Annotated in this window: 4 protein-coding genes; all 4 read left to right on the top strand. The window is 73.6% G+C overall.

Features of this window, described 5'->3' with window-relative positions; all coding sequences use genetic code 11:
- The first annotated feature begins 14 nt into the window (after positions 1-14).
- The 4 genes from ACIA5C_RS42120 to ACIA5C_RS42105 are packed head-to-tail and all read left to right on the top strand — an operon-like array spanning position 15 to position 25,202.
- Positions 15-4,187 carry an amino acid adenylation domain-containing protein gene (locus ACIA5C_RS42120; RefSeq protein ID WP_396065652.1) on the top strand — a complete coding sequence of 1,391 codons (4,173 nt, stop codon included), beginning with the start codon at positions 15-17 and terminating at the stop codon, positions 4,185-4,187.
- On the top strand, positions 4,184-14,506 hold the full coding sequence (locus ACIA5C_RS42115; RefSeq protein WP_396065650.1) for an amino acid adenylation domain-containing protein: 10,323 nt from the start codon (positions 4,184-4,186) through the stop codon (positions 14,504-14,506). Before ACIA5C_RS42120 ends, ACIA5C_RS42115 begins: the two co-directional genes overlap by 4 nt.
- Positions 14,503-24,996 (top strand): amino acid adenylation domain-containing protein, encoded by a 10,494-nt coding sequence (locus ACIA5C_RS42110; RefSeq protein ID WP_396065648.1) that lies wholly within the window; start codon positions 14,503-14,505, stop codon positions 24,994-24,996. Before ACIA5C_RS42115 ends, ACIA5C_RS42110 begins: the two co-directional genes overlap by 4 nt.
- On the top strand, positions 24,993-25,202 hold the full coding sequence (locus ACIA5C_RS42105) for an MbtH family protein (RefSeq protein WP_396065646.1): 210 nt from the start codon (positions 24,993-24,995) through the stop codon (positions 25,200-25,202). The genes ACIA5C_RS42110 and ACIA5C_RS42105 overlap by 4 nt, the downstream gene beginning before the upstream one ends.
- The last annotated feature ends 36 nt before the right edge of the window (positions 25,203-25,238 follow it).

The raw sequence follows: 25,238 nt of genomic DNA, 5'->3' as shown, positions 1-25,238 counted from the left end.
TTATAGTCGGCCACATGCCGACCGACGGAGTAGTAACCAGCGGGGGACCGCTCACGGTGGCCCCGGCCGTTCTGCCGGATCTGTTCGCGGAGGTGGTCCGCCGGGACCCGGACGCGGTCGCGCTGGTCTTCGAGGACACCGAACTCTCGTACTCCGAACTCGACGTGCGGGCCAACCGGCTGGCCCACGTGCTGCAGGCGCGCGGCGTCGGGCCCGACCGGGTGGTCGGGCTCGCGCTGCCCCGCTCGATCGACCTGATCGTGGCCGAACTGGCCGTGCTGAAGGCGGGCGGCGCCTATCTGCCGCTCGACCCGGCCGATCCGGGCGAACGTCTGGCCTTCCTGCTGTCCGACGCTCAGCCGGTCTGCCTGGTCAGCACATCGGACGTCCTGGCACGGGCCGACGTGCTTCTCGACGACCCGGGCGACATCGAGGCCGCGCCTGCCACGGACCCGGCCCGGCCCGGGCTGCGGGTCGAGAACGCCGCCTACGTCATCTACACCTCGGGGTCGACCGGCCGGCCCAAGGGCGTTCTGCTCACCCACACCGGGGTGGCGAAGCTGCTGTCGACACAGTTCGAGCGATTCGGCCTCACGCCGGACGTACGGGTGCTGCAGTTCGCCTCGCCGAGCTTCGACGTGGCGTTCTGGGATCTGTGCCTGGCGCTGCTCTCCGGCGGCCGGCTGGTCGTGGTGCCGAGCGAGCGCCGGGTCGCCGGCCCGGCCCTCACCGAGTACGCCTGGAAACATCGCGTCAACTTCATGATTCTGCCGCCGGCGCTGCTCGCCGCACTCCCCGCCGACAGCGAGCTGCCGCCGGGGATCCTGCTCGCCGGAACCGAGCGGGTGTCGCCGGAACTGGTGGCCCGGTGGGCGCGCGGACGGCGGATGTTCAACGCGTACGGGCCGACCGAGGCGACCGTCAACTCGACGCTGGGGGAGTGCGACCCCGAGCGGGCCGAGACGTCGGTGCCGATCGGACGGCCCGATCCGGGCACCAGCGCCTACCTGCTCGACGCCTCACTGCGGCCGGTCGCCAACGACGTGCCCGGCGAGCTCTACCTGGCCGGTCCGGGGCTGGCCCGTGGCTACCTCAACCGGCCCGGCCTGACCTCGGACCGCTTCGTGGCCGACCCGTTCGGGCCGGCCGGTGGCCGGATGTATCGGACCGGCGACCTGGCCGGCCGGCGTGCGGATGGCCGGCTCGACTTCCTCGGGCGCAGCGACGACCAGGTCAAGGTGCGCGGCTACCGCGTCGAGCCGGGCGAGATCGAGTCGGTGCTCACGCGGCATCCCGGCGTCGGGCAGGCCGCGGTGGTCGTCCGCGACGAACGGCTGGCCGCCTATGTGGTGCCGGCCGCAGGCGCCGTCCACGACGGCGATCAGGTCGCGGAGTGGAAAGAGCTGCACGAGCTGCTCTACCGGTCCGGCCGGGCCGAGCGGACCGACGAGAACTTCACCGGATGGAACAGCAGCTTCGACGGCGCTCCGATCCCGCTCGACGAGATGCGCGCGTGGCGGGATGCGACCGTCTCCCTCATCCGGTCACTGGGACCGCGGCGGATCCTCGAGATCGGCGTCGGCAGCGGACTGCTGCTGTCGCGGCTCGCCGGAGAATGCGCCGACTACTGGGCTCTCGACCTGTCGGAGGAGGCCATCGCCGCTTTGCGGGCGGTGATGTCGCCCCACCGGGTCACCCTGCGGGCGCAACCGGCTCACGACCTCGAGGGGGTGCCGGCCGGCTACTTCGACACCGTCGTCATCAACTCGGTGACGCAGTACTTTCCGAGCGCCGGCTACCTGCGGTCCGTGCTGCGCACGGCCGCCTCGCGGCTCGCGCCGGGCGGTCAGGTCTTTCTGGGTGACGTACGGAATCTGCGCCTGCACCGGGAGCTCGTCGCGGCAACGCAGGCCGCGCGCGGCGACGATTCGCCGGACGCCGTCGACCGGGCCCTGCGGGCCGAGCGGGAGTTGCTGCTCGACCCGGATTTCTTCGCCTCGCTGGGGTTCGGTTGCGTCGACATCCGGGTCAAGCGCGGGCGGTACGACAACGAGCTGAGCCGATACCGGTACGACGTGCTGCTCTCCCCGGGGCCGGCGCCCGGTGCGCCGCCGGAATCCGCGTACGGCTGGGGCGCCGACGTGCGCGAGGTGCTCGCCCGGGGTGAGCCCCGGGTGCGCCTGACCGGCATCCCGCATGAGCGGGCGCACGTCGAGGACCTGCATGCGCTGGCCTCCTCGTGCGGCTACGAGCTCGTCGTGACGTGGGCTGGTTCCTCGCCTGACGGCCGGCTGGAAGCGGTGTTCCAGCTGGGATCGCCGCCCCGCGACGCCTATCGGCCGGGTGGCGGGTTCCCGCTGGCCAACATCCCGGCCGCCGGCACCGGTCCGGCCGCACTCGTCAAGGCACTACGCCTGCACGCCGAGTCCTGCCTTCCCGCCCACCTGGTGCCCAGCGGGTTCGTGGTGCTCGACCGGCTGCCCACGCTGAGCAGTGGAAAGCTTGACCGGGCGGCGCTTCCGGCGCCCGACTTCGCGGTGCTGGCGACCGGGACCGCGCCGCGTACGCCGCACGAGAGGGTCCTGCGCGACCTGTACGCCGACCTGCTCGGTGTGCCCGGAGTGGGCATCGAAGACGACTTCTTCGCCCTCGGCGGCGACAGCATCGTCTCGATCCAGCTGGTGCTCCGGGCGCGGGCGGCCGGGCTGGTCTGCACCTCCCGCCAGGTCTTCGAGCAGCGGACGGTGGCCGCGCTGGCAACCGTGGTCACCGAACTCGACCCGGGCGGCACCACCGCGGACGACGACGGGGTGGGGGACATCCCGTTCACGCCGATCCTGCGGTGGCTCGACGAGACCGGCGGCGCGGTCGACGCCTTCAGCCAGTCACTGGTCGTCCGCACACCGCCGGGCGCCGTCGAAGCGGACCTCCGGGTGCTGCTGGACGCGCTGGTGGCGCGGCACGATCTGTTGCGTTCCCGGCTCGACCGCGCGGCCGGTGTGCTGACGGTATCGCTGCCGGGCGCGCCGATTCCCTTGCGGCAGTCCGAATCCTCGGTCCACTCCGAGGAACAGGCGGCGGCCGCACGACTCGACCCGGCGAACGGGGTCATGGCGCAGGCGGTCTGGTTCCCCGCCCGTGACCAACTGTTGCTCGTGCTGCATCACAGCATCGTGGACGGGGTTTCCTGGCGCCTCCTCACCGACGACATGGCCGCGGCCGCGTCCGGCTCCGCTCTGGAGCGCGGGGGGACCTCGTTCCGGCGCTGGGCCTCGGCGCTGTCGTCGGCGGCGGCCGGGCGAACCTCGGAGGTCGGCCTGTGGCAACGCATTCTGGACGGGCCCGACCCGCCTCTCGGCGCGCGGCCGCTGCGGCCCGTCGGCGACCTGGATTCCGTTGCGCGGTACACCGTCCGGCTCGGCCCGGCGGTGACCGAGCCGGTGCTGGGCAGCGTGCCGGCCGCGTTCAACGGCGGCGTCAACGACGTGCTGCTGACCGCGCTGGCGCTGGCGGTCGCCCGCTGGCGGGGCGGATCGTCGGTGCTCGTCGCGCTCGAGGGCCACGGCCGCGAGGAACAGGTCGTGCCCGGCGCCGACCTCGCGCCGACGCTCGGCTGGTTCACGAGCGTGTTCCCGGTGCGGCTCGACCCCGGCGACGCCGACCTGGACGAGGCGCTGGCGGGCGGCCCGGCGGCGGGCATCGCCCTCAAACGCATCAAGGAACAGCTGCGGGCCATCCCCGATCACGGCATCGGGTACGGGATGCTCCGCTACCTGTCCGAGGAAGCCGGGCCGATTCTGGCGGCGCTGCCCGGACCACAGATCAGCTTCAACTACCTGGGGCGCTTCGCGGCCGGGGACGGCGATTGGCAGCCGGTCGCCGGGCACGGCATCCTCGCCGGCGGATTCGACCTCGGCATGCCGGTCGTGCCGTACACACTGGAGGTCAACGCCTACGTCCAGGACACGGGCAGCGGCCCCGAACTGGGCGTCACCTGGGCGTACCCCCGCAAGCTGATCGACGACGGCGCGGTGGCGAGTCTCGCCGCCGGATGGTTCGCCGCCCTGGAGGCCCTCGTCTCGCACACCCGGGGCCCGGCGACCGGCGGCCTGACGCCGTCGGACCTGACCGCCTCGCTCAGCCAGCGGGAGATCGAGGAATTCGAAGCGGAATGGCAGCTCCCGTGAGCTCTGGTATCTCGGACATCCTTCCCCTGACCCCGCTGCAGGAGGGCCTGCTCTTCCACACGCAGCTCGACGGGCCGGACGTCTACACCGGCCGGCTGTCGCTGTTGCTGGCGGGACCGCTGGACGGTCCCCGGCTGCGGGCGGCCGGGCAGGCGCTGCTCGACCGGCACCCCAACCTGCGGGTCGCCTTCCGCCGCCGCAGGAACGGTCAGGCGGTCGCGATCGTGCCGCGGCAGGTGGCGTTGCCGTGGTCGGAGGTCGAGCAGCTCGCTCTCGACGACGATCTCGGCCTTCGGTTCGATCCGGCGACGGCGCCACTGTTGCGGATGACGCTGGTCCGGCTCGGACCGGACCGGCACCGGCTCGTCATCACGCACCACCACCTGCTCCTGGACGGATGGTCGGTGCCGCTGCTGGTCGACGAGCTGGCGGCGCTCTACCGGGGTTCTCCGCTTGCGGCACCGGCCGGCTTCCGGACCTATCTCACCTGGACCGCGGCGCAGGACCGCCCGGCCGCCGCCGCGGCCTGGCGGGAAAACCTCGCCGGCCTCGACGGGCCCACCCTCCTGGCGGGACGGGCACCGGCCACCGCGGTGGTTCCGCTCCGAGTCGTACGCGACCTGCCCGCCGCCCTGACCGCCCGGCTGGTGGCACTGGGCCGGTACCGTGGCCTGACCCTCAATACGGTGGTCCAGGGCGCGTGGGGAGTCGTCGCCGGCGCGCTGACCGGCCGGGACGACGTCGTGGTGGGGGCGACGGTCGCGGGCCGCCCGCCCGTCCTGGCGGGCGTCGAGTCGATGATCGGCCTGTTCATCAACACGCTGCCGGTGCGGATCCGGCTCGACCCGGCGTCGTCGGTGGCCGGGATGTTGCGGGGTCTGCAGGACGGTCAGGCGGCGCTGCTCGACCATCAGCACCTCGGGCTGGCCGAGATCCAGCGGCTGTCCGGGCACGGCGAGCTGTTCGACTCGCTGACCGTGTTCGAGAACTATCCGCTCGGGTCGTCGTTGCCGTCGCTCGGCCCTTCATTACGGATCACCGACGCCTCGGTGCGGGACTGCGCGCACTACCCGCTGACGCTGACCGCTCGCCCCGGCGAGCGGATGCACCTGAATCTGGAGTATCGCGGGGATCTGTTCAGCGCCTCCTCGGCCGCGGTGCTGCTCGATCGGCTGGAGCGGGTGCTGGAGCAGGTCTGCGCGGCACCGGATGCTCCGCTCGGGTCGGTCACGGTGTTGTCGGAGCCGGAGCTCGCGGTGGCGCAGGGTCCCGTCGCACCGGTTCCGTCGACGAGCATCGGCGGGTTGCTGCGGGAGCAGGCCGCCCGGACGCCGTCCGCGGTCGCGCTGGTGACCGCCGGGGACTCGTGGACGTTCGCCTCGCTGGACGGATGGGCCTCGGCTCTGGGGTCGGCGCTGCGTGGCCGGGGCGTGGGGCGCGGCGACCTGGTGGCGCTGGCGTTGCCGCGGTCGCTGATGGTGCCGGCGATCTTCGGTGTGCTGGCGAGCGAGGCCGCCTATCTTCCGTTGGACCTCGATCAGCCGTCCGCCCGCATCCGGTCGATCCTCGACGACGCCGGGCCGGCCGTGGTGATTGCGGCTCCCGGCGCCGAGGTGCCGGGACCGGCCCGGCGCCTTTCGATCTTGATCGGTTCGGCGCCTTCCCGGTCCACCCCCACCCTGCACTGGGTGGGGACAAGTGAACCGGCCGAAGCTGAGAACACCCCTCTGTTATCCACAGCCGATGACCCCAGATGTCCGGCCGATCCGGCTTACGTGATTTACACGTCGGGGTCGACCGGGCGTCCCAAGGGCGTCGTCGTGCCTCACCGCGGAATCGTGAACCTCTTCGCCAGCCACCGGGAACACCTCATGGGCGGCCCGAAGCGGAAGGTCGCGCACGTCGCGTCGTTCACCTTCGACGGCTCCTGGGAACCGCTGCTCTGGCTGCTCGACGGCCACGAACTGCACGTGATCGACGCCGGGACGTACCACGACCCGGCAGCCCTGGTCGGCTATCTGAGGGCGCACGACGTCCGGGTGCTCGACGTGACCCCGACCTTCCTGCGCGAGCTGATCCCGGCCGGAGTCCTCGAATCCGGGCTCGGCACCCTGCTCGTCGGCGGCGAAGCGGTCGATCCCCAGCTGTGGGCGCAGGCCTGTGCGGCGCCGGGGCTGAGCTGCTTCGACCTGTACGGCCCGACCGAGGCGTCCGTGGACGCGTACGGCTGGACGGGCGGCAACCGGGACGCCTACCGGCTCACCAACGTACGGACGTACGTGCTCGACGGCGCCCTCCGCCCCGTCGCGGCGGGTGTCACCGGGGAGCTCTACGTCGCCGGGGCCGGACTGGCCGAGGGGTATCGGAAACGCCACGGGCTGACGGCCGAGCGGTTCGTCGCCGATCCCTTCGGGGCGCCGGGCGACCGGATGTACCGGACCGGCGACCTGGCCCGGCGCGACCGCGACGGGACGCTGCGCTTCGCGGGGCGGGCGGACCGGCAGGTGAAGGTCCGCGGGTTCCGGATCGAGCCGGGCGAGGTGGAGGCGGCGCTCGGGCAGCCGGGTGCGGTGGTGGTGCGGGACGGGCGGCTGATCGCGTACGTGGTCGGGCGGGACCGGACCGATCTGGGCGGCAAGCTTCCCGGCTACATGATTCCGTCGGCGATCGTCGAGGTGGAGGCGCTGCCGCGGACTGCGGCGGGCAAGCTGGACGTGGCCGCGTTGCCGCCACCTTCGCCTTCGGCTACCGGTGGAAGAACCGCGCGCAGCTCGCGGGAGCAGCGGTTGTGCGACCTGTTCGCCGAGGTGCTGGGTGTGCCGGTGGTCGGGATCGACGACGACTTCTTCGCGCTGGGCGGTCATTCGCTGCTGGTGATGCGTCTCGCGAGCCGGCTGCGGGCGGTGCTCGGCGTCGAGGTCGCGGTGCGGGCGGTGTTCGACGCGCCCACGGTCGCGACGCTGCTGCCACGGCTGACCGGCTCGACCCGGGCGCCGCTCGTGGCGCGGGCGCGACCCTCGCGTGTGCCGCTTTCCTTTGCCCAGCAACGGCTCTGGTTCCTCTACCGGCTCGAAGGGCCGGACCCGACCTACAACATCCCGATCGCGTGGCGGCTGCGCGGCCGGCTCGACCGCGACGCGCTCGTCGCCGCGGTCGGCGACGTGGTGGGCCGCCACGAGACTCTGCGCACCGTTTTCGGCGAGGAGGACGGCGAGGCCTTCCAGACAGTGCTCCCCGCCGGGCCGGTCGCGGTGCTGGTCGAGGACATCGACGAGGTCGCGCTGGGCGATCGGCTGGCCGCGCTGGGCGCGTACGGGTTCCAGCTCGACCGGGAGCCGCCGCTGCGCGCCCACCTGTTCCGGGTCGCGCCGGAGGAGCACGTCCTGCTCCTGCTGCTGCACCACATCGCCGGCGACGAATGGTCGGACGTGCCGCTGCGGCGGGACGTTGTCGCCGCGTACACCGCGCGCTGCGCCGGGCAGGCGCCGCGCTTCCCGGCCCTGCCGGTGCAGTATGCCGATTTTGCCGTCTGGCAGCATGACCAGGCGTCGTCGCTCGCTGCTTCGCTCGACGGCTGGCGGGAGGCGCTGCACGGGCTTCCCGAGGAGCTCGACCTGCCCGCCGACCGGCCCCGGGCGGCCGGGACGGGCGACGGTGACGTGGTCGCCTTCCGGCTGCCGGAGCGGGTGACCGGGCCGCTGCGCGCGCTGGCCCGTTCGACCGGGACGTCGATGTTCATGGTCGTGCAGGCGGCGGTGGCGGCGCTGCTGTCGAGACTCGGGGCGGGAACCGACATCCCGCTGGGGTCGCCGGTCGCCGGCCGGCCCGACTCGGCGCTCGACGACCTGGTCGGATTTTTCGTCAACACCCTGGTCCTGCGGACCGATCTCGCCGGCGATCCGACGTTCCGCGAACTGCTCGGCCGGGTGCGCGAGGCCGACCTGGGCGCCTACGACCGGCAGGACGTCCCCTTCGAGCACCTCGTCGAGGCGCTCAACCCGCGACGGGTGCTCGGACGGCACCCGCTGTTCCAGACGATGGTGTCCTACCTCGGCGAGGCCGACCGCACCTGGCATCTGGGATCGCTGCGGGTCGAGACCGAGCGGGTGCGGCAGCAGGTCGCCATGTTCGACCTGTCGTTCGACTTCGTCGAGGCGCGGGACGGGGTGCGGGGCGAGCTCGAGTTCGCCACCGGCCGCTTCGACCGCTCCTCGGCGTTGCTGCTGGTCGAGCGGCTGCTCCTGGTCCTGGCCGCCGTCGCCGCCGATCCGGCCGCCGTGGTGAGCCGCATCGGCGTGCTCCTGCCCGGTGAAGGGATCGCCGGCCCGACCGTCGTACCGCCGGACGGTTCGATCGTCGGTCTGCTGGCCGAGCAGGTGGCCCGGACGCCGGACGCCGTTGCGCTGGTTTCGGGTGGCCGGGAGTGGACCTTCGCCGAGCTGTCATCGTGGGCGTCCGGGTTGGCCGGCGTTCTCGCGCAGCGTGGTGTGGGGCCCGGCGATCTGGTTGCGCTGGCGTTGCCGCGGCCGCTGACCGTGCCGGCCCTGTTCGGGGTTCTGGCGAGCGGAGCTGCCTACCTGCCCCTGGATCCCGATCAGCCGTCGGCCCGGATCGCGGGCGTGCTCGCCGATGCCTCGCCGGCGGTGCTGGTCACCGCCGCCGGGGTCGACGTGCCGTGGACGGGCCCTCGCCTGCTGCTGCCTCTCGACCCGGCGCCCACCTCCACCGGCGACCGAAGGATCTCGCCGGCTGATCCGGCGTACGTGATCTACACGTCGGGCTCGACCGGCCGGCCGAAGGGCGTCCTCGTCCCGCACCGCGGCATCGCCAACCTCTTCGCCGCCCACCGCGAACGGCTCATGCCGGGCGGCCGGAAAAACGTCGCCCACGTCGCGTCGTTCACCTTCGACGGCTCCTGGGAGCCGCTGATCTGGCTGCTGGACGGTCATACCGTGCACGTCCTCGACGACGACGAATACCGCGACCCGCACCGCCTGGTCGCGCGGGTGAAGGCGGCCGGCATCGAGGTTCTCGACGTCACCCCGACCTATCTCCGCGAGCTGATCCCGGCCGGGATCCTCGAGGCCGGCCTGTCGACCCTGCTGGTCGGTGGCGAGGCCACCGACCAGGAACTCTGGTCGCGCATCGGCGCCACTCCCGGCCTGCGGGTGGTTGACCTGTACGGCCCGACCGAGGCGTCCGTGGATGCCTACGGCTGGACGGGACCGGAGCGGAACGCGTACGAGCTGAGCAATGTGCGTACCTATCTGCTGGACGCGGCGATGCAGCCGGTGCCCGCCGGAGTGCTCGGCGAGCTCTACGTCGCCGGAGCCGGCCTGGCACACGGCTATCTGAACCGGACCTCGCTGACCGCCGCCCGTTTCGTGGCCGACCCGTTCGGGGCGCCGGGCAGCCGGATGTACCGGACCGGCGACCTGGCCCGGCGCGACCGCGACGGGACGCTGCGCTTCGCGGGGCGGGCGGACCGGCAGGTGAAGGTCCGCGGTTTCCGGATCGAGCCGGGCGAGGTCGAGGCGGCGCTCGGGCAGCCGGGTGCGGTGGTGGTGCGGGACGGGCGGCTGATCGCGTACGTGGTCGGGCGGGACCGGACCGATCTGCGTGGCAAGCTTCCCGGCTACATGATTCCGTCGGCGATCGTCGAGGTGGAGGCGCTGCCGCGGACTGCGGCGGGCAAGCTGGACGTGGCCGCGTTGCCGCCACCTTCGCCTTCGGCTACCGGTGGAAGAACCGCGCGCAGCTCGCGGGAGCAGCGGTTGTGCGACCTGTTCGCCGAGGTGCTGGGTGTGCCGGTGGTCGGGATCGACGACGACTTCTTCGCGCTGGGTGGCCATTCGCTGCTGGTGATGCGTCTCGCGAGCCGGGTGCGCGCGGTGCTCGGCGTCGAGGTTCCGGTGCGGGCGGTGTTCGACACGCCCACGGTGGCCGCGCTTCTGCCGCGGCTGACCGGCTCGACGCGAGCACCGCTCGTGGCCGGGGAACGGCCGGAACGGGTGCCGCTCTCCTTCGCCCAGCAGCGGCTCTGGTTCCTCTACCGGCTGGAAGGGCCGAGCCCGACCTACAACATGCCGATGGCGTGGCGGCTGCACGGACCGCTCGACCAGGACGCGCTGACCGCCGCGGTCCGGGACGTCGTGGAACGCCACGAGACGCTGCGGACCGTGTTCCCGTCGGTCGGCGGCACGCCGGGTCAGCAGCTGCTCGGCCCGGACGCGGTCCCGGTCACGTTTGCCGGCGTGGCCGGGACCGATGTCGCCGGCCGGCTCGCCGAGGCGGCCGCGCACGCCTTCCAGCTGGACCGGGAGGTGCCGCTGCGGGTGCACGTGTTCTCGGTCGGACAGGACGAGCACGTCCTGCTCCTGCTGCTGCACCACATCGCGGGCGACGAATGGTCGGAGGAGCCGCTGAAGTCGGATCTGGCAACGGCGTACGCCAGCCGGCGCGCCCGGCGCGCCCCGGAGTTCCCGCCGCTTCCCGTGCAGTACGCCGATTTCGCCCTGTGGCAGCGTGCCGGATCGGCGTCTCTCGCTCCGCTCGTCGAAGCGTGGCGGGAGGCCCTGGACGGGCTGCCGGCCGAGCTGGACCTGCCGGTCGACCGGCCGCGCCCGGCCGAAGCCGGTTACGAGGGCGGGGTCGTCCCGTTCGTGCTTCCGGAGGACGTGGCCTCGTCGCTGCGGGCGCTCGCCCGCGCCACCGGCACGAGCCTGTTCATGGTCGTGCAGGCGGCGGTCGCGGTGCTGTTGTCGCGGCTCGGCGCGGGAACCGACGTCCCGCTCGGGTCCCCGGTCGCCGGACGGCCCGACTCGGCCCTGGACGACCTGGTCGGGTTCTTCGTCAACACGCTCGTGCTCCGGACCGATGTCTCCGGCGACCCGACCTTCCGGGAGTTGCTGGCGCGGGTGCGGGAGGCCGACCTGGCGGCGTTCGATCGGCAGGAGGTGCCGTTCGAGCATCTGGTCGAGGCGCTCAACCCCCAGCGGTCACTGGGACGGCATCCGCTGTTCCAGACGATGGTTTCCTACCTGCCGGCCTCCGGAGGCGAGTGGCGGCTCGCCGAGCTGACCGGACGCCCGGAGCCGGTGGGGCATCGCGGGGCGATGTTCGACCTGTCGTTCGACTTCGCGGATGCCGCGGACGGCCGGGGGATCGAAGGCGTGCTGGAGTTCGCCACCGACCTCTACCGCCCGTCGTCCGCCGCGGCGCTGGTCGAGCGACTGCAGCGGGTGTTGTCCGCCGTCGTCTCGGATCCCACGGCCGTGGTGAGCCGGGTCGACGTGCTCCTGCCCGGTGAAGGGGCCGGAGGCCGGACCTTCGCCGGGGCGCAGGGTTCGATCGTCGACCTGTTCGCCGCGCAGGCCGCGGCTACACCGGACGCGGTCGCCCTGGTCTCCAGCGGGCGCTCCTGGACCTTCGCCGCGTTGGCGCAGTGGGCCTCGACAGTGGCGTCGGCGTTGCGCAGCCGGGGTCTGGGCCGCGGTGACCTGGTGGCGCTGGCGCTGCCTCGCCCGCTGACCGTGCCCGGCATCCTCGGCGTTCTGGCCAGCGGTGCCGCCTATCTGCCCCTGGACGTCCACCAGCCCGCCGCGCGGGTGGCCGCGATGCTCGACGACGCTGCCCCGGCGGTGCTGGTCACGGCCGACGGCGTGGATGTGCCCTGGACCGGCCCGCGCTTGCTCGTGTCCGCCGACGGTGATCCTGGTGCGGATGGCGCCGCATGGTCCGCCCTCCGCGGGAGGGTTCAACCCGGCGATCCGGCGTACGTGATCTACACCTCCGGCTCGACCGGCCGGCCGAAGGGCGTCGTCGTCCCGCACCGCGGCATCGTCAACCTCTTCGCCGCCCACCGCGAACGGCTCATGCCGGGCGGGAAGAAGCAGGTCGCCCACGTCGCGTCGTTCACCTTCGACGGCTCCTGGGAGCCGCTGATCTGGCTGCTGGACGGTCATACCCTGCACGTCCTCGACGACGACGAATACCGCGACGACGCGGCCCTCGTCGGCTACGTCCGGCAGCACCGCCTCGACGTCCTCGACGTCACCCCGACCTACCTCCGCGAGCTGATCCGGGCCGGGATCCTCGAGGCCGGCCTGTCGACCCTACTGGTCGGTGGCGAGGCCACCGACCAGGAACTGTGGTCACGCATCGCGGCCACGCCCGGCCTGCGGGTCATCGACCTGTACGGCCCGACCGAGGCTTCCGTGGACGCCTACGGCTGGACGGGGCCGGAGCGGGACGCCTACGAACTGAGCCACGTCGGGACTTACCTGCTGGACAACGCGCTGCTGCCGGTCCCGGCCGGCGTGCTGGGCGAGCTCTACGTGGCCGGCGAGGGCCTCGCGCACGGCTATCTGCGCCGCACCGGGCTGACGGCCGACCGCTTCGTGGCGAACCCCTACGGCCCGCCGGGCAGCCGGATGTACCGGACCGGCGACCTGGGTCGCCGCGACAGGTGGGGAACGCTGCGCCTCGCCGGGCGGGCCGACGGGCAGGTGAAGGTCCGCGGGTTCCGCGTCGAGCTGGGCGAGGTCGAGGCCGCGCTCGGCCAGCCCGGCGCGGTGGTCGTGCGGGACGGGCGGCTCATCGCGTACGTCGTCGGCCCGGACCGCACCGACCTGCGAAGCAAAATTCCCGATTACATGATTCCGGCGGCGGTCGTCGAGGTGGACGCGCTGCCGAGGACGACGGCCGGGAAGCTCGACGTGGCAGCACTTCCCGAGCCGGAGTTCACGACCACCGGCCGGGCCGCCGGGTCCGACCGCGAGCGGCTGCTGTGCGACCTCTTCGCGGAGGTGCTCGGGCGGCCGGGAGTCGGCGCCGACGACGACTTCTTCGCGCTCGGCGGCGACAGCATCGTCTCGATCCAGCTGGTGAGCCGGGCCCGCGCGGCCGGCCTGGCGATCGGCCCGCGGGACGTGTTCCGGCACAAGACCCCGGCCGGGCTGGCCGCGGCGGTGCCGGACGACGTGGTCCGCCGGGAGGATCCGGGCGAGGCGTGGGGCCGGGCCCCGCTCACGCCGGTGATGCGCTGGCTCTCCGAAGTGGACGGCCCGACCGGCAACTACCGCCAGTCGATGCTGCTGCACGCCGCGCCCGGCCTCACCGACGAGGCGCTGACGGCGATCCTGCAGGCGCTGGCCGACCGGCACGACATGCTGCGGGCCCGGGTGACGCCGGACGGCATCGAGATTCCCGCGCCGGGAACGCCGATCGGCCCCCTCGACCGGCCGCTCGACCCGGCCGGCGGCGTGATGTTCCGGGCGGTCCGGCAGGAACGGCACGTGCTGCTCGTCGTCCATCACCTGGTCGTCGACGGTGTCTCGTGGCGCATCCTGCTGCCCGACCTCGCCGCGGCCTGGGCCGATTATCGGGCCGGGCGGCCGGTCACGCTGCCCCCGGCCGGCACCTCGTTCCGGCGCTGGGCGCGCGAGCTCGACCGGCTCGCCCGGGACGAGACGGTCACGCGGCAGGCGGCGTACTGGGAAGAGGTGATGACCGGCGTGCCGGAAGGCCGCCGCCTCGACCCGGTCTCCTCCTGCGACGAGCACGAGGTGTCGCTGCCGCCGGAGGAGACGCGGCCGCTGCTCACCAGCGTGCCGGCCGCATTCCGTGCGCCGGTCGACCACGTGCTGCTGACGGCGCTCGCGATGGCGATGCGCGAGTGGCCGGCCGGGCTCGGCCCGGTCGTGATGGTGGAAGGGCACGGCCGCGAGGAGGAACTCGTGCCGGGCGCCGACCTGTCGCGGACGGTCGGATGGTTCACCAGCGAGTACCCGGTGCGGCTCGACCTCGGCGCCGAGGCGCCGGACGAGGCGTTGCGGGTCGTCAAGGAACGGCTGCGGGCGGTGCCCACCAACGGCATCGGGTACGGGCTGCTCCGTCACCTCGATCCGACGACCGCGCCCGCGCTGAGGAGACGACCCACGATCGGCTTCAACTACCTCGGCCGGTTCGCGGCCGGGGACGCCGGCGAGCGGCCGTGGGAACCCGCGGGGGAGGGCTGGGGCGGCGGCGCCGACGGCGAGATGCCGGCCGACTACCTGCTGGAAATCAACGCCGTCACCGAGGACGGCGCCGACGGGCCCCGCCTGAGCGCCACCTTCACCTGGCCGCGCCGCCTGCTCGACGCCGGGCAGGTGCGCGACCTGGCCGACCGCTGGCTGGCCGCGTTGCGCTCGCTGGCCGGGCAGACCGGCGGCGGCTACACCCCGTCCGACCTGAACCTGGTCGAGCTGAGCCAGGACGACATCGACGGCTTCGAGGCGGAGTTCGCCGATCTGGAGTCCGAGTGGGAGACGCAGTGACCAAGAAGACCGGGCTCGAGGACGTCCTGCCGCTGTCGCCGCTGCAGGAGGGCCTGCTGTTCCACGCCCTGTACGACGAGGGCGCCACCGACGTCTACACCGTCTCCACGACGCTGGAACTGGCTGGGCCGCTCGACGGTTCGCGCCTGCGGGCGGCCGGGCAGGCGCTGCTCGACCGGCACGCGAACCTGCGGGCGGCCTTCCGGCGTACGGCCGGCGGCGGCACCGTCGCCGCCATCCCGTCCCGGGTGCGCCTGCCCTGGTCCTTCCACGACCTGAGCGCGGCCGATCCGGCGGCGTGGCCGGAGGCGGCCGCCGCGGACCGGGCCGCGGGCTTCGACATGGCGAAGCCGCCGCTGCTCCGGATGACGCTGGTCCGGCTGGCCCCCGAGCGCCATCGCCTGACCATCACCCATCACCACATCCTGTTGGACGGCTGGTCGGCCCCTCTGCTGGTGCGGGACCTGTTCGACCTGTACGCGGGGAGGTCCCTGCCGCCGGTCGCGCCCTACAAGGCGTACCTTTCCTGGCTGTCCCGCTGGGACCGGGAGGCGGCCGTGTCGGCCTGGCAGCAGGCCCTGGACGGCCTGGACGGCCCGACCCGCCTGGCTGCTCCCGAAGCTCCGGCGGCCGGCATCGAAAGGGCTCTGGACGCGGACCTCAGCGCGCGGCTGGGCGACCTGGCCCGGACCAACGGCCTGACCCTCAACACCGTGGTCCAGGCGGCGTGGGGCCTGTTGCTGGCCCGCACGACCGGCCGCGACGACGTCGTCTTCGGGGCGACCGTGGCCGGCCGGCCGCCGGACCTGCCGGGTGTCGAGTCGATGATCGGCCTGTTCATCACCACGATCCCGGTTCGGGTGCGGCTCGACCCGGCCGAACCGGTGACCGGCCTGCTCGTCCGCCTGCAGGACGAGCAGGCCGCTCTGATGGACCACCAGTACCTCGGTCTGGCCGACATCCAGCGCCTCGCCGGGCACGGTGAACTGTTCGACACGCTGACCGTTTTCGAGTCCTACCCGTCCGGCGAAGGCCGGCCGGTGCCCGGCCTGACGGTCACCACGGTCCAGGACGACGACGCCACCCACTATCCGGTCGTGCTGATCGCCGAGCCGGGCGAGCGCATCCACCTCGAGATCCGGCATCGGGTCGGCGACGCGGCCGACGCTTTGATGGACCGTTTCGTCGCGCTGCTGACCCGGTTCGCCGATGAACCGGGTACGCCGGTCGGCCGTTTCGGGCTGGCCGGTGCTGCCGGCATTGGCAGCGGCAGCGTCGAAGGCATCACGCCGACCACGTTCCCGGCGCGCTTCGCCGTGACGGCGGCCGCCTTCGCTGACCGCACCGCGGTGATCTGCGCGGACGAGCAGATCAGCTACGCCGAACTGGACGCCCGTACGGCCCGGCTGGCGGGCGCGCTCGCGGCCCGCGGGATCGGCCCCGGACACGTCGTCGCGGTTGCCCTGCCCCGCTCGGCCGACCTCATCACCGCGCTGGTCGGCGTGCTCCGCTCGGGCGCCGCCTACCTGGCGCTCGACCTGGACTACCCGGCCGACCGGCTGCGCTACATGATCGAGGACGCCCGCCCGTCGGCCGCGATCGCGCGGGACGTGCTGCCGGGCGGGCTCCCGGTCGTCGACGTGACCGCGTCCGGGCCGGCCGCGCCGCGGCGCCCCGGCGTTCTGGACGGGGCCTACGTCATCTACACCTCCGGATCGACCGGGCAGCCCAAGGGCGTCGTCATGACCCACGAGGGCGTCGCCAAACTGGTTGCCACCCAGCAGATCCGGCTCGGCATCGACGAGCACAGCCGCGTCCTGCAGTACGCGTCACCCAGCTTCGACCTCGCGTACTGGGAGATCGGCCAGGCGCTGCTGTCCGGCGGTGCGCTGGTCGTCGTGCCGGCCGAGTTGCGCGCGCCGGGCCGCCCGCTGGTCGAATACATCGTCAAGCACGAGGTCACCCAGATGGCCCTGCCGCCGTCGGTGCTCGGCGCGCTGCCCCTCGACGCCGATCTGCCCCTCGGGGTCACGCTGCTCGCCGGCACCGAGGAGGTGCCGGCCCGGCTGACCGCGCGGTTCGCGGCCGGGCGGCGGATGTTCAACGCGTACGGGCCGACCGAGACCAGCGTGAACGCAACCCTCGGGGAGTGCTCGCCGACCGCCGCCGGCAGCGTCCCGATCGGTTTCCCGGACCCCGGGCAGACCGCCCACGTGCTGGACAACGGTCTCAACCCGGTCCCGCCCGGCGTCGCCGGTGAGCTCTACCTCGGGGGCCTCGGCCTCGCCCGCGGCTATCTCGGGCGGCCCGGCCTCACCGCCGACCGCTTCCTGGCCGACCCGTTCGGCCCGGCCGGATCGCGCATGTACCGCACCGGGGACCTGGTTCGCCGCAACGCCTCCGGCGCCCTCGAGTTCCTCGGCCGCACCGACCACCAGGTCAAGATCCGCGGCTTCCGGGTCGAGCCGGGCGAGGTCGAGGCGGTCATCGCCCGCCAGGCGGGCGTCCGCCGGGCGGCGGTGGTGGTCCGGGAGGACGGCGGGGCCAGGCGGCTGATCGCGTACGTCGTGGGCGGCGCCGACCCCACGCGCCTGCGCGCCGACGTGGCCGCGCTCCTGCCGGACCACATGGTGCCGGCGGCCTTCGTGGCGCTGGACGCCCTGCCGGTGTCGGTGAACGGCAAACTCGACCGGGCCGCCCTGCCCGCGCCCTCGTTCACCGCCGGATCCGCCTCGCGCACGCCGCGCACGCCCCGCGAGAAGCTGCTCTGCGACGTCTTCGCCGGCGTGCTCGGCGTGGCCGGCGCCGGGGTGGACGACGACTTCTTCGCCCTCGGCGGCGACAGCATCATGTCGATGCAGCTGGTCGGGCGGGCCCGCGCGGCGGGGCTGGTGCTCACGCCCCGGCAGGTGTTCCAGCACCGCACCCCGGGCCGGCTGGTCGCGGTCGCCGGAACGGCCACCGGCGCAGACGCCGTACCGGCGAGCCTTTCGCTCGTCACTCTCACCGACGCCGATCGCCGCGAGATCGCCGCGCTCGGGTACGACGTACGGGAAGTCCTTCCGCTCTCCCCGCTGCAGGCGGGGTTGCTGTTCCACTCGATGCTCGAGGACGCCGGGCCGGACGTCTACACCGTCCGCATGGAGCTCCTGCTGGACGGTCCGGTCGACGGCGACCGCCTCCGGCAGGCCTGTCAAGCGTTGCTCGACCGGCACGACAACCTGCGGGCGTCGTTCCATCATCTGTCGTCGGGTGCGGCGGTGAGCGTCGTCCCGGCCTCGGTTGCGGTGCCGTGGACCGAAACCGACGGCCCGCCCGAGTCCCCGCGCCGATTCTCCCCCGGCACCGGACCCCTCATGCACTTCGCGCTGGTGCATGACGGCCGGTCGCGGCACCGGCTCGTGGTGACCCATCACCATCTGCTGCTCGACGGGTGGTCGCGGGGCCCGCTGCTGGCCGAGTTGTCGGCCCTGTACCGCGATGCCGCAGCGCCGCCGGCGATCCGCCCGTTCCGCGACTACCTGGCCTGGCTGACCGCGCAGGACCGGGCCGTCGCCTCCGCGGCCTGGTCGTCGGCGCTGGCCGGCCTGCCGGGGCCGACCCGGGTGGCTGCCTCCGGGCCGGCCGCCGCTGCGCTTTCGGTGGTCGAGGTCGCGGTGCCGGCTTCGCGCCTGGCCGTGGCCCGCTCGCACGGCCTGACCCTCAACACCGTGGTGCAGGCGGCGTGGGGCCTGATGTTGTCGCGCCTGACCGGCGTTTCGGACGTGGTCTTCGGGGCCACGGTCGCGGGCCGCCCGCCGCACCTGCCGGGCGTCGAGTCGATGATCGGCCTGTTCATCAACACCGTGCCGGTCCGGGTGCGCCTGGATCCGGACGAGCCGGTGCCGGTCCTCCTGGCCCGTCTGCAGGATGAACAGGCCGCCCTGATCGAACACCAGCACCTGGGGCTGGCCGACATCCAGCGCCTGGCCGGACACGGCGAACTCTTCGACAGCCTGCTGGTCTTCGAGAACTATCCCGGCGACGACCTGGCCGAGCCCGGCGGCCTGCCCGTCGTCGGCACCGACGGCCAGGACGCCACGCACTACCCGCTGACCCTGATCGCCGAGCCGGGCCCGTCCGCTCTGCGCCTGGCCCTGGAATTCCGCCCCGGCGCCATCGAGCGCTCCTGGGCGTCCGCGATCGTGGCCGCGCTGGCGACGGTCGTTGACGCATTGCTGGCCGCCCTCGATCGGCATTCGACCGTCGGCCGGATCGGGCTGCTCACTCCCGGCGAGGAAGCCACGATGCTGGCCGACGGCACCGGCGAGCGGCGCGACCTTCCCGCGACCGCGCTTCCCGAGCTCGTCCAGTCTCAGATCCGGGCCACCCCCGAGGCCCTCGCGCTGCTCGGACCGGAGGGGGAGGCGCTCACCTACGGCGAGCTCGGCGACCGCGTCGACCGACTCGCCCGGGTGCTCGCCGCCGCCGGCGCCGGGCCGGAGAAGGTGGTCGCCCTCGCCCTCCCACGCTCGATCGACCTCGTGGTCGCGATCCACGCGGTGGTGCGGGCGGGAGCGGCCTATCTGCCGCTCGACCTCGACCACCCGGACGCCCGCATCACGGCCATGCTGCGGGATGCCCGCCCGGTCGCCGTCCTCACGCATGCCGCCGCGGCAGCACGACTCGAGGGCAACACCATCGTGCTCGACCGGCCCCTCGGCGACCCCGATGTGCTCCTCGAAAGGCCGGGACCGCGGAACCCGGCCTATGTCATCTACACCTCGGGCTCGACCGGGACACCCAAGGGCGTCGCGGTCGAGCACGCCGGCATCGTGAACCGCCTGCGCTGGATGCAGGACGCGTACGCCCTGACCGGCGCCGACCGGGTGCTCCAGAAGACACCGGCCGGCTTCGACGTCTCGGTGTGGGAGTTCTTCTGGCCGCTCACCGTAGGCGCGACCCTCGTCATCGCCCGCCCCGACGGCCATCGCGATCCGGCCTACCTCGCGGAGCTGATCCGGCGCGAGCGGATCACGACTGTCCACTTCGTGCCGTCGATGCTCACGGCGTTCCTGCCCGAGGGCCGAGCGTGCGCCACGCTGCGCCGGATCATCTGCAGCGGCGAGGCTCTGCCGGCCGCTCTCGCCGGGCGCTGCCGCGGCCTGCTCCCGGACGCCGCCCTGCACAACCTCTACGGACCCACCGAAGCCTCGGTCGACGTCACCGCCTGGCCGGCCGCGCGGGGGACCGGCTCCGGCACCGTCCCGATCGGCGGTCCCCTCGCGAACACCCGGGTGACCGTGCTCGACGGCTGCCTGCGGCCGGTTCCGGCCGGTGTGCCGGGCGAGCTCTATCTGTCCGGCGTTCAGCTGGCCCGCGGCTACCGCGGCCGCCAGGCGATGACCGCGGAGCGTTTCGTGGCCGATCCGTTCGGCCCTCCGGGCGAGCGTATGTACCGCACCGGCGATCAGGTCCGGTGGATCGAGCCGGGCGTCCTGGAGTTCCTCGGCCGCGGCGACGGGCAGCTGAAGATCCGGGGCCTGCGGGTCGAACCGGGCGAGATCGAGGCGGCGATCGCCCGGCAGCCCGGGATCGGCTCGGCCGTCGTCCTCCTCCGGGAGGACAAACCCGGTGCCGCCCATCTGATCGCCTACCTCACGGTCGAGGACGCGTACGCCGAGGAACCGCTCCGGACGGCCCTGGCCGCCGAACTGCCGGCGCACCTGGTGCCGACCGCCTTCGTGGTGCTCGACCGGCTGCCGGTGTCGGTGAACGGGAAGCTCGACCGGGCCGCGCTGCCCGCCCCCGACCTCGCCGCCGCGGGCACCGGCGCGCCGGCCCGCACCCCGCGGGAACAGCTGCTCTGCGAGCTGTTCGCCGAGGTGCTCGGGGTCCCGGCCGGTGCCGGGGACGACTTCTTCCGGCTCGGCGGCGACAGCATCGTCTCCATCGCGCTGGTCGGGCGGGCCCGGGCGGCCGGACTCGCCTTGTCGTTGCGGCAGGTCTTCCAACTCCGTACGCCCGCCGCGCTGGCCGAGGCGGCCGGCGCGACCTCCACCGCGGTGCCGGAGGGCGGCGCCCTGGTCGATCCGACCGAGGCCGAGACCGCCGAGATCGCCGCGCTCGGCCTCGACGTCGACGAGGTCCTTCCGTTGACGCCGCTGCAGGCCGGACTGCTGTTCCATTCGGCCTTCCACGACGAGGGCGTCGACCTCTACACCGTGCAGATGGTGTTCGATCTGCCCGGCACGGTCGAACCGGCCCGGCTGCGCGCGGCCGGCCAGGCCCTGCTGCGGCGGCACGCGAACCTGCGGGCGTCGTTCCATCAGCTCGGCTCCGGCCGGGCGGTCGCGGTCGCCGCCCGCTCGGTCGCGCTGCCGTGGGCCGAGGTCGACCTGTCCGGGCTGGACGGCGACGCCTTCGAGGAGGCGTGGCGGCGCTGCCTGGCCGAGGAGGGGCGGCGCTTCGACCCGTCGGTCGCGCCGCTGCTGCGGGTCCTGCTGGCCCAGGCCGGCGGCGGCTACCGCATGGTTCTCACCCACCAGCACCTCCTGATGGACGGCTGGTCCCGCGGCCCGCTGATGGCGCAGTTGGCCGAGCTCTACGCCGGAAGCAGCGGCGCCACACCGTCGCCGGATGCCGGGACGCCGTCGTTCCGCGACTTCCTCGGGTGGCTCGGGCGGCAGGACCGCGCGGCCGCCGGCCGGGCCTGGGCCGAAGCGCTGGCCGGCGTCGGCGACGCCACCCGGCTCGCCCCGGCGGATCCGCAACGCGAACCGGTCGTTCCGTCGCTGACCGGGCACGAGCTGAGCCTCGGCACGACCACCGCGCTGACCGGGCTCGCCCGGCGGCTCGGCCTGACCCTGAACACCTTGATCCGGGCCGCCTGGGGCGTGGTGCTGGGCCGCCTCACCGGCCGGACCGACGTGGTGTTCGGCGCGACCGTCTCCGGCCGGCCGGCCGCGCTTGCGGGCGTCGAGTCGATGATCGGCCTGTTCATCAACACGATCCCGGTGCGGGTGCGCATCGATCCCTGGGAGACCGTGCCCGAGTTCCTGACGAGGGTGCAGGATTCCCAGTCCGCCCTGCTCGACCATCAGCACCTCGGACTGGCCGACATCCAGCGCCTCGCCGGGGTGGGCGACCTGTTCGACACCTTGCTGATCGTCGAGAACTACCCCGACCGGGGCGACGACGAGGGCACGCTGCTCAACGCCGTGGACGCCGGCGGCCGGGACGCGACCCACTACCCGCTGACCTGGGTCGTCGACCCGGGCGAGCGGCTGCGGATCGGCCTGGAGTTTCGCACCGACCTGTTCGCGGCGCCGGTCGCCGGCCGGATTCTCGAGGCCATGACCGCCGTCCTGACGTCCTTCGCGGCCAACCCCGGAAGCCGGGTCGGGCAACTCGATCTGATGCCCGCCGTGCACCCGATCGCCGACGTGCCACCCCGGGAGGACACCACCGCGGTCACCCTCTTCGAAGCCCAGGTGGCCGAGTCTCCCGACGCGACAGCGGTCGTCGGCGAGGGCACCCGGTGGACCTTCGGCGAACTCGACGAGCGATCGGACCGGCTCGCCCGCTATCTGGCCGCCCACGACGTCGGCACCGACGACATCGTGGCGATCTCGCTGCCCCGCACCCCCGATGCGATCGTCGCCATTCTGGGCGTACTGAAAAGCGGCGCGGCCTATCTGCCGATCGACCCCGCCTACCCGGCGGCCCGCCGGGCCGCGATGATCGACGACGCGCGACCGAAGCTCGTGCTGGATGCCCTGCCCACCAACGATTTCCCCGGGCAACCGGTCATCCCGCCGGGACCCGACCACCCGGCCTACGTCATCTACACCTCCGGCTCGACCGGCCGCCCGAAGGGCGTCGTGGTCACCCACCGGAACCTGGTCAACCTGTTCCGCAGCCACCACGCCCAGCTGCACCGGCCGGCCCGGGAAGCCACCGGGCGCCGCCGCCTGCGGGTCGCACACGCGTGGTCGTTCGCGTTCGACGCCTCCTGGCAGCCGCAACTGTGGCTGCTCGACGGGCACGCCCTGCACATCGTCACCGAACAGGCGCAGCGCGACCCGGCCCAGCTCGCCGAACTGATCCGGCGCGAGGGCATCGACTTCATCGAGCTGACCCCGTCGCACCTCGCCCAGGTCGCCGACGCCGGCCTGATCCGCGACGGCGTCTGCCCGCTCGCGGTGGTCGGGGTCGGCGGCGAAGCGGTCTCACCGGCCTTGTGGGAACGCCTCGGCTCGCTGCCGGGCACGGCCGCGTTCAACCTGTACGGGCCGACCGAGACGACCGTGGACGCCCTGAGCGCCCGCATCGCCGACACCCCGTCGCCGGTGATCGGGCATCCGGTGGCCGGGGCGCGCGCCTATGTGCTCGACAACGCCCTGCGCCCGGTGCCGGCCGGGATCGCCGGCGAGCTCTACGTCGCCGGGGCCGGACTGGCCCGCGGCTACCTGCGCCGGCCCGGCCGGACCGCGGACCGCTTCGTGGCGGACCCGTTCGGGCCACCCGGCGCGCGCATGTACCGGACCGGCGACCTGGTGCGCCGCACCGAGGACGGCAGCGTCGAATACCTGGGCCGGGTCGACGAGCAGGTGAAGATCCGGGGCTTCCGGGTCGAACTGGGCGAGATCGAGGCGATGCTGGCGGCCCAGCCCGGTGTGACCGGGGCCGCGGTCGTCGCCCGCGAGGACCGGCCCGGCTTCCGCCGTCTGGTCGGCTACACGGTCGGCGCACCCGCCGACCCGGCCGTCCTTCAGCTCGAGCTGCCCGGCTACATGATTCCGTCGGCCCTGGTCGAGCTCGACCGGCTGCCTCTGCTCGCCAACGGCAAGCTGGACAAGACCGCTCTGCCGGCCCCGGCGCTCGAGGCGGCAGCCGGGCGGGCACCGGCCACCGAACGCGAGCGGATCATCGCGGGCCTCGTCGCCGCCTCCCTCGGCCTCCCGTCGGTCGGTGCCGACGCCGACTTCTTCGCGCTCGGCGGCGACAGCATCGTCGCGATGCACCTGGTCGGCCGGGCCCGGGCGGCCGGCCTGCGCCTCACTCCCCGCCAGGTCTTCGCGGCGCGGACGGTCGCCGCCCTGGCCGAGAGGGCAACCGCGCTCGCGCCTTCGGCGGGACCCGGCCCGGCGGACGGCGTCGGGCCGTTCCCGCTCACGCCGGTCATGCGCTGGCTGAGCGAGGTCGAGGGCCCGATCGAAGGTTTCAACCAGTCGGCCGTCGTCCAGGTGCCGGCCGGCCTCGGCTGGGACCGCCTGCTGTCCGCACTGCAGACCATCGTCGATCAGCACGACCTCCTGCGGGCGCGCCTGGACCGGACCGCCGGCTGGCACATGGTCGTGCCGCCGCGCGGATCCTCCCGCGCCGAGGACTGGACCACACGGGTCGACGTCGGCGGCCTCGACGAACTCGGGGACGTGGTCGCCGCCCAGGCCCGCACCGCACAGGCCGCTCTGGATCCCGGCGCCGGGGCCATGATCCGGGCGGTCTGGCTGGACGCGGGCCCGGCCCGGCCCGGCCGGCTGCTGCTGCTCGTCCACCATCTCGCGGTCGACGGCGTCTCGTGGCGGGTGCTGCTGCCGGCCATCAAGGCCGCGGTGGCCGGCGGGCCGCTGCTTCTCCCCGGCACCTCGTTCCGCCGCTGGGCTACCGGGCTCGCCGCCGCCGCAACGGACCCGGCCCGGCTCGCCGAGCTACCGATGTGGACGGACATCCTCTCCCGCGGCGCCGGCCCGCTGCCCGTCCGGCGGCCGCTCGATCCGGCCGTCGACGTCGCCGCCACGCTGCTCGACGTCACCCTGATCCTGCCGCCGACCGTCACGGAGGCCCTGCTGACCCGGGTGCCGGCCGGGCTCGGCGCGAGCATCAACGACGTACTGCTGGGAGCCCTCGGCGTCGCCGTGGCCCGCTGGCGCGGGTCCGGCGACGCGGTTCTGGTCTCCCTGGAGGGGCACGGGCGCGAGGAGCATCTCGTCGACGGCGCCGACCTGTCCGGCACGGTCGGCTGGTTCACCAACGTCTTCCCGGTCTGCCTCGACACCGCGGGCATCGACCTCGCCTCCGGCGGCCCGGCCGTCGCCGCGGCGGTGGCGAGGGTCCGCGGTCAGCTGACGGCCCTGCCCGACAACGGCATGGGGTACGGCCTGCTCCGGTACCTGAACCCGGACACCGCGCCGGTGCTGGCCGCGTTGCCGCACCCGCCGATCCAGTTCAACTACATGGGCCGCTTCGACTTCCCGGACGCCGCCGACTGGGACTACGCCCCCGAAGCCGAAGCCGCCGAGAACGGCGCCGACGACGCCATGCCGGAGACGTACGCCCTGGTGCTCAACGCCCAGACCGAGGACCGCCCGACCGGCCCCTACCTGGTGGCCACCTGGGCCTGGCCGGCCGCCCTCTTCCCGCCGGAATCGGTCGAGGCGCTGGCCTCCGCCTGGTTCGCAGCCCTGCAATCGCTGGTCACCCACATCGACACGAGGAGCACCCGTTGAGCACCAACCCGTTCGACAACGCCGAGGGCACCTTCACCGTCCTGGTCAACGACGAGAACCAGCACAGCCTGTGGCCGGTCTTCGCCGAGGTCCCGGCCGGCTGGCGTACCGTCTTCGGCCCGGCCCCGAAGCCGGCGTGCCTCGACTACGTCGAGGAGAACTGGACCGACATGCGCCCGCAGTCCCTGATCGACGCCGACCGCTGAGCGGTGCCGGGGCTACCCCGCCGCGGGGTAGCCTCG

The organism is Actinoplanes sp. NPDC051343, assembly GCF_044455125.1.
GTDB lineage: Bacteria > Actinomycetota > Actinomycetes > Mycobacteriales > Micromonosporaceae > Actinoplanes.
The sequence above is the reverse complement of the archived record's forward strand: the minus strand, read 5'-3'. Positions and strand labels throughout refer to the sequence as shown.

Excerpts from the sequence above, each read along its gene's own strand:
- ACIA5C_RS42120 (WP_396065652.1), top strand. The coding sequence starts at position 15 with ATGCCGACCGACGGAGTAGTAACCAGCGGGGGACCGCTCACGGTGGCC.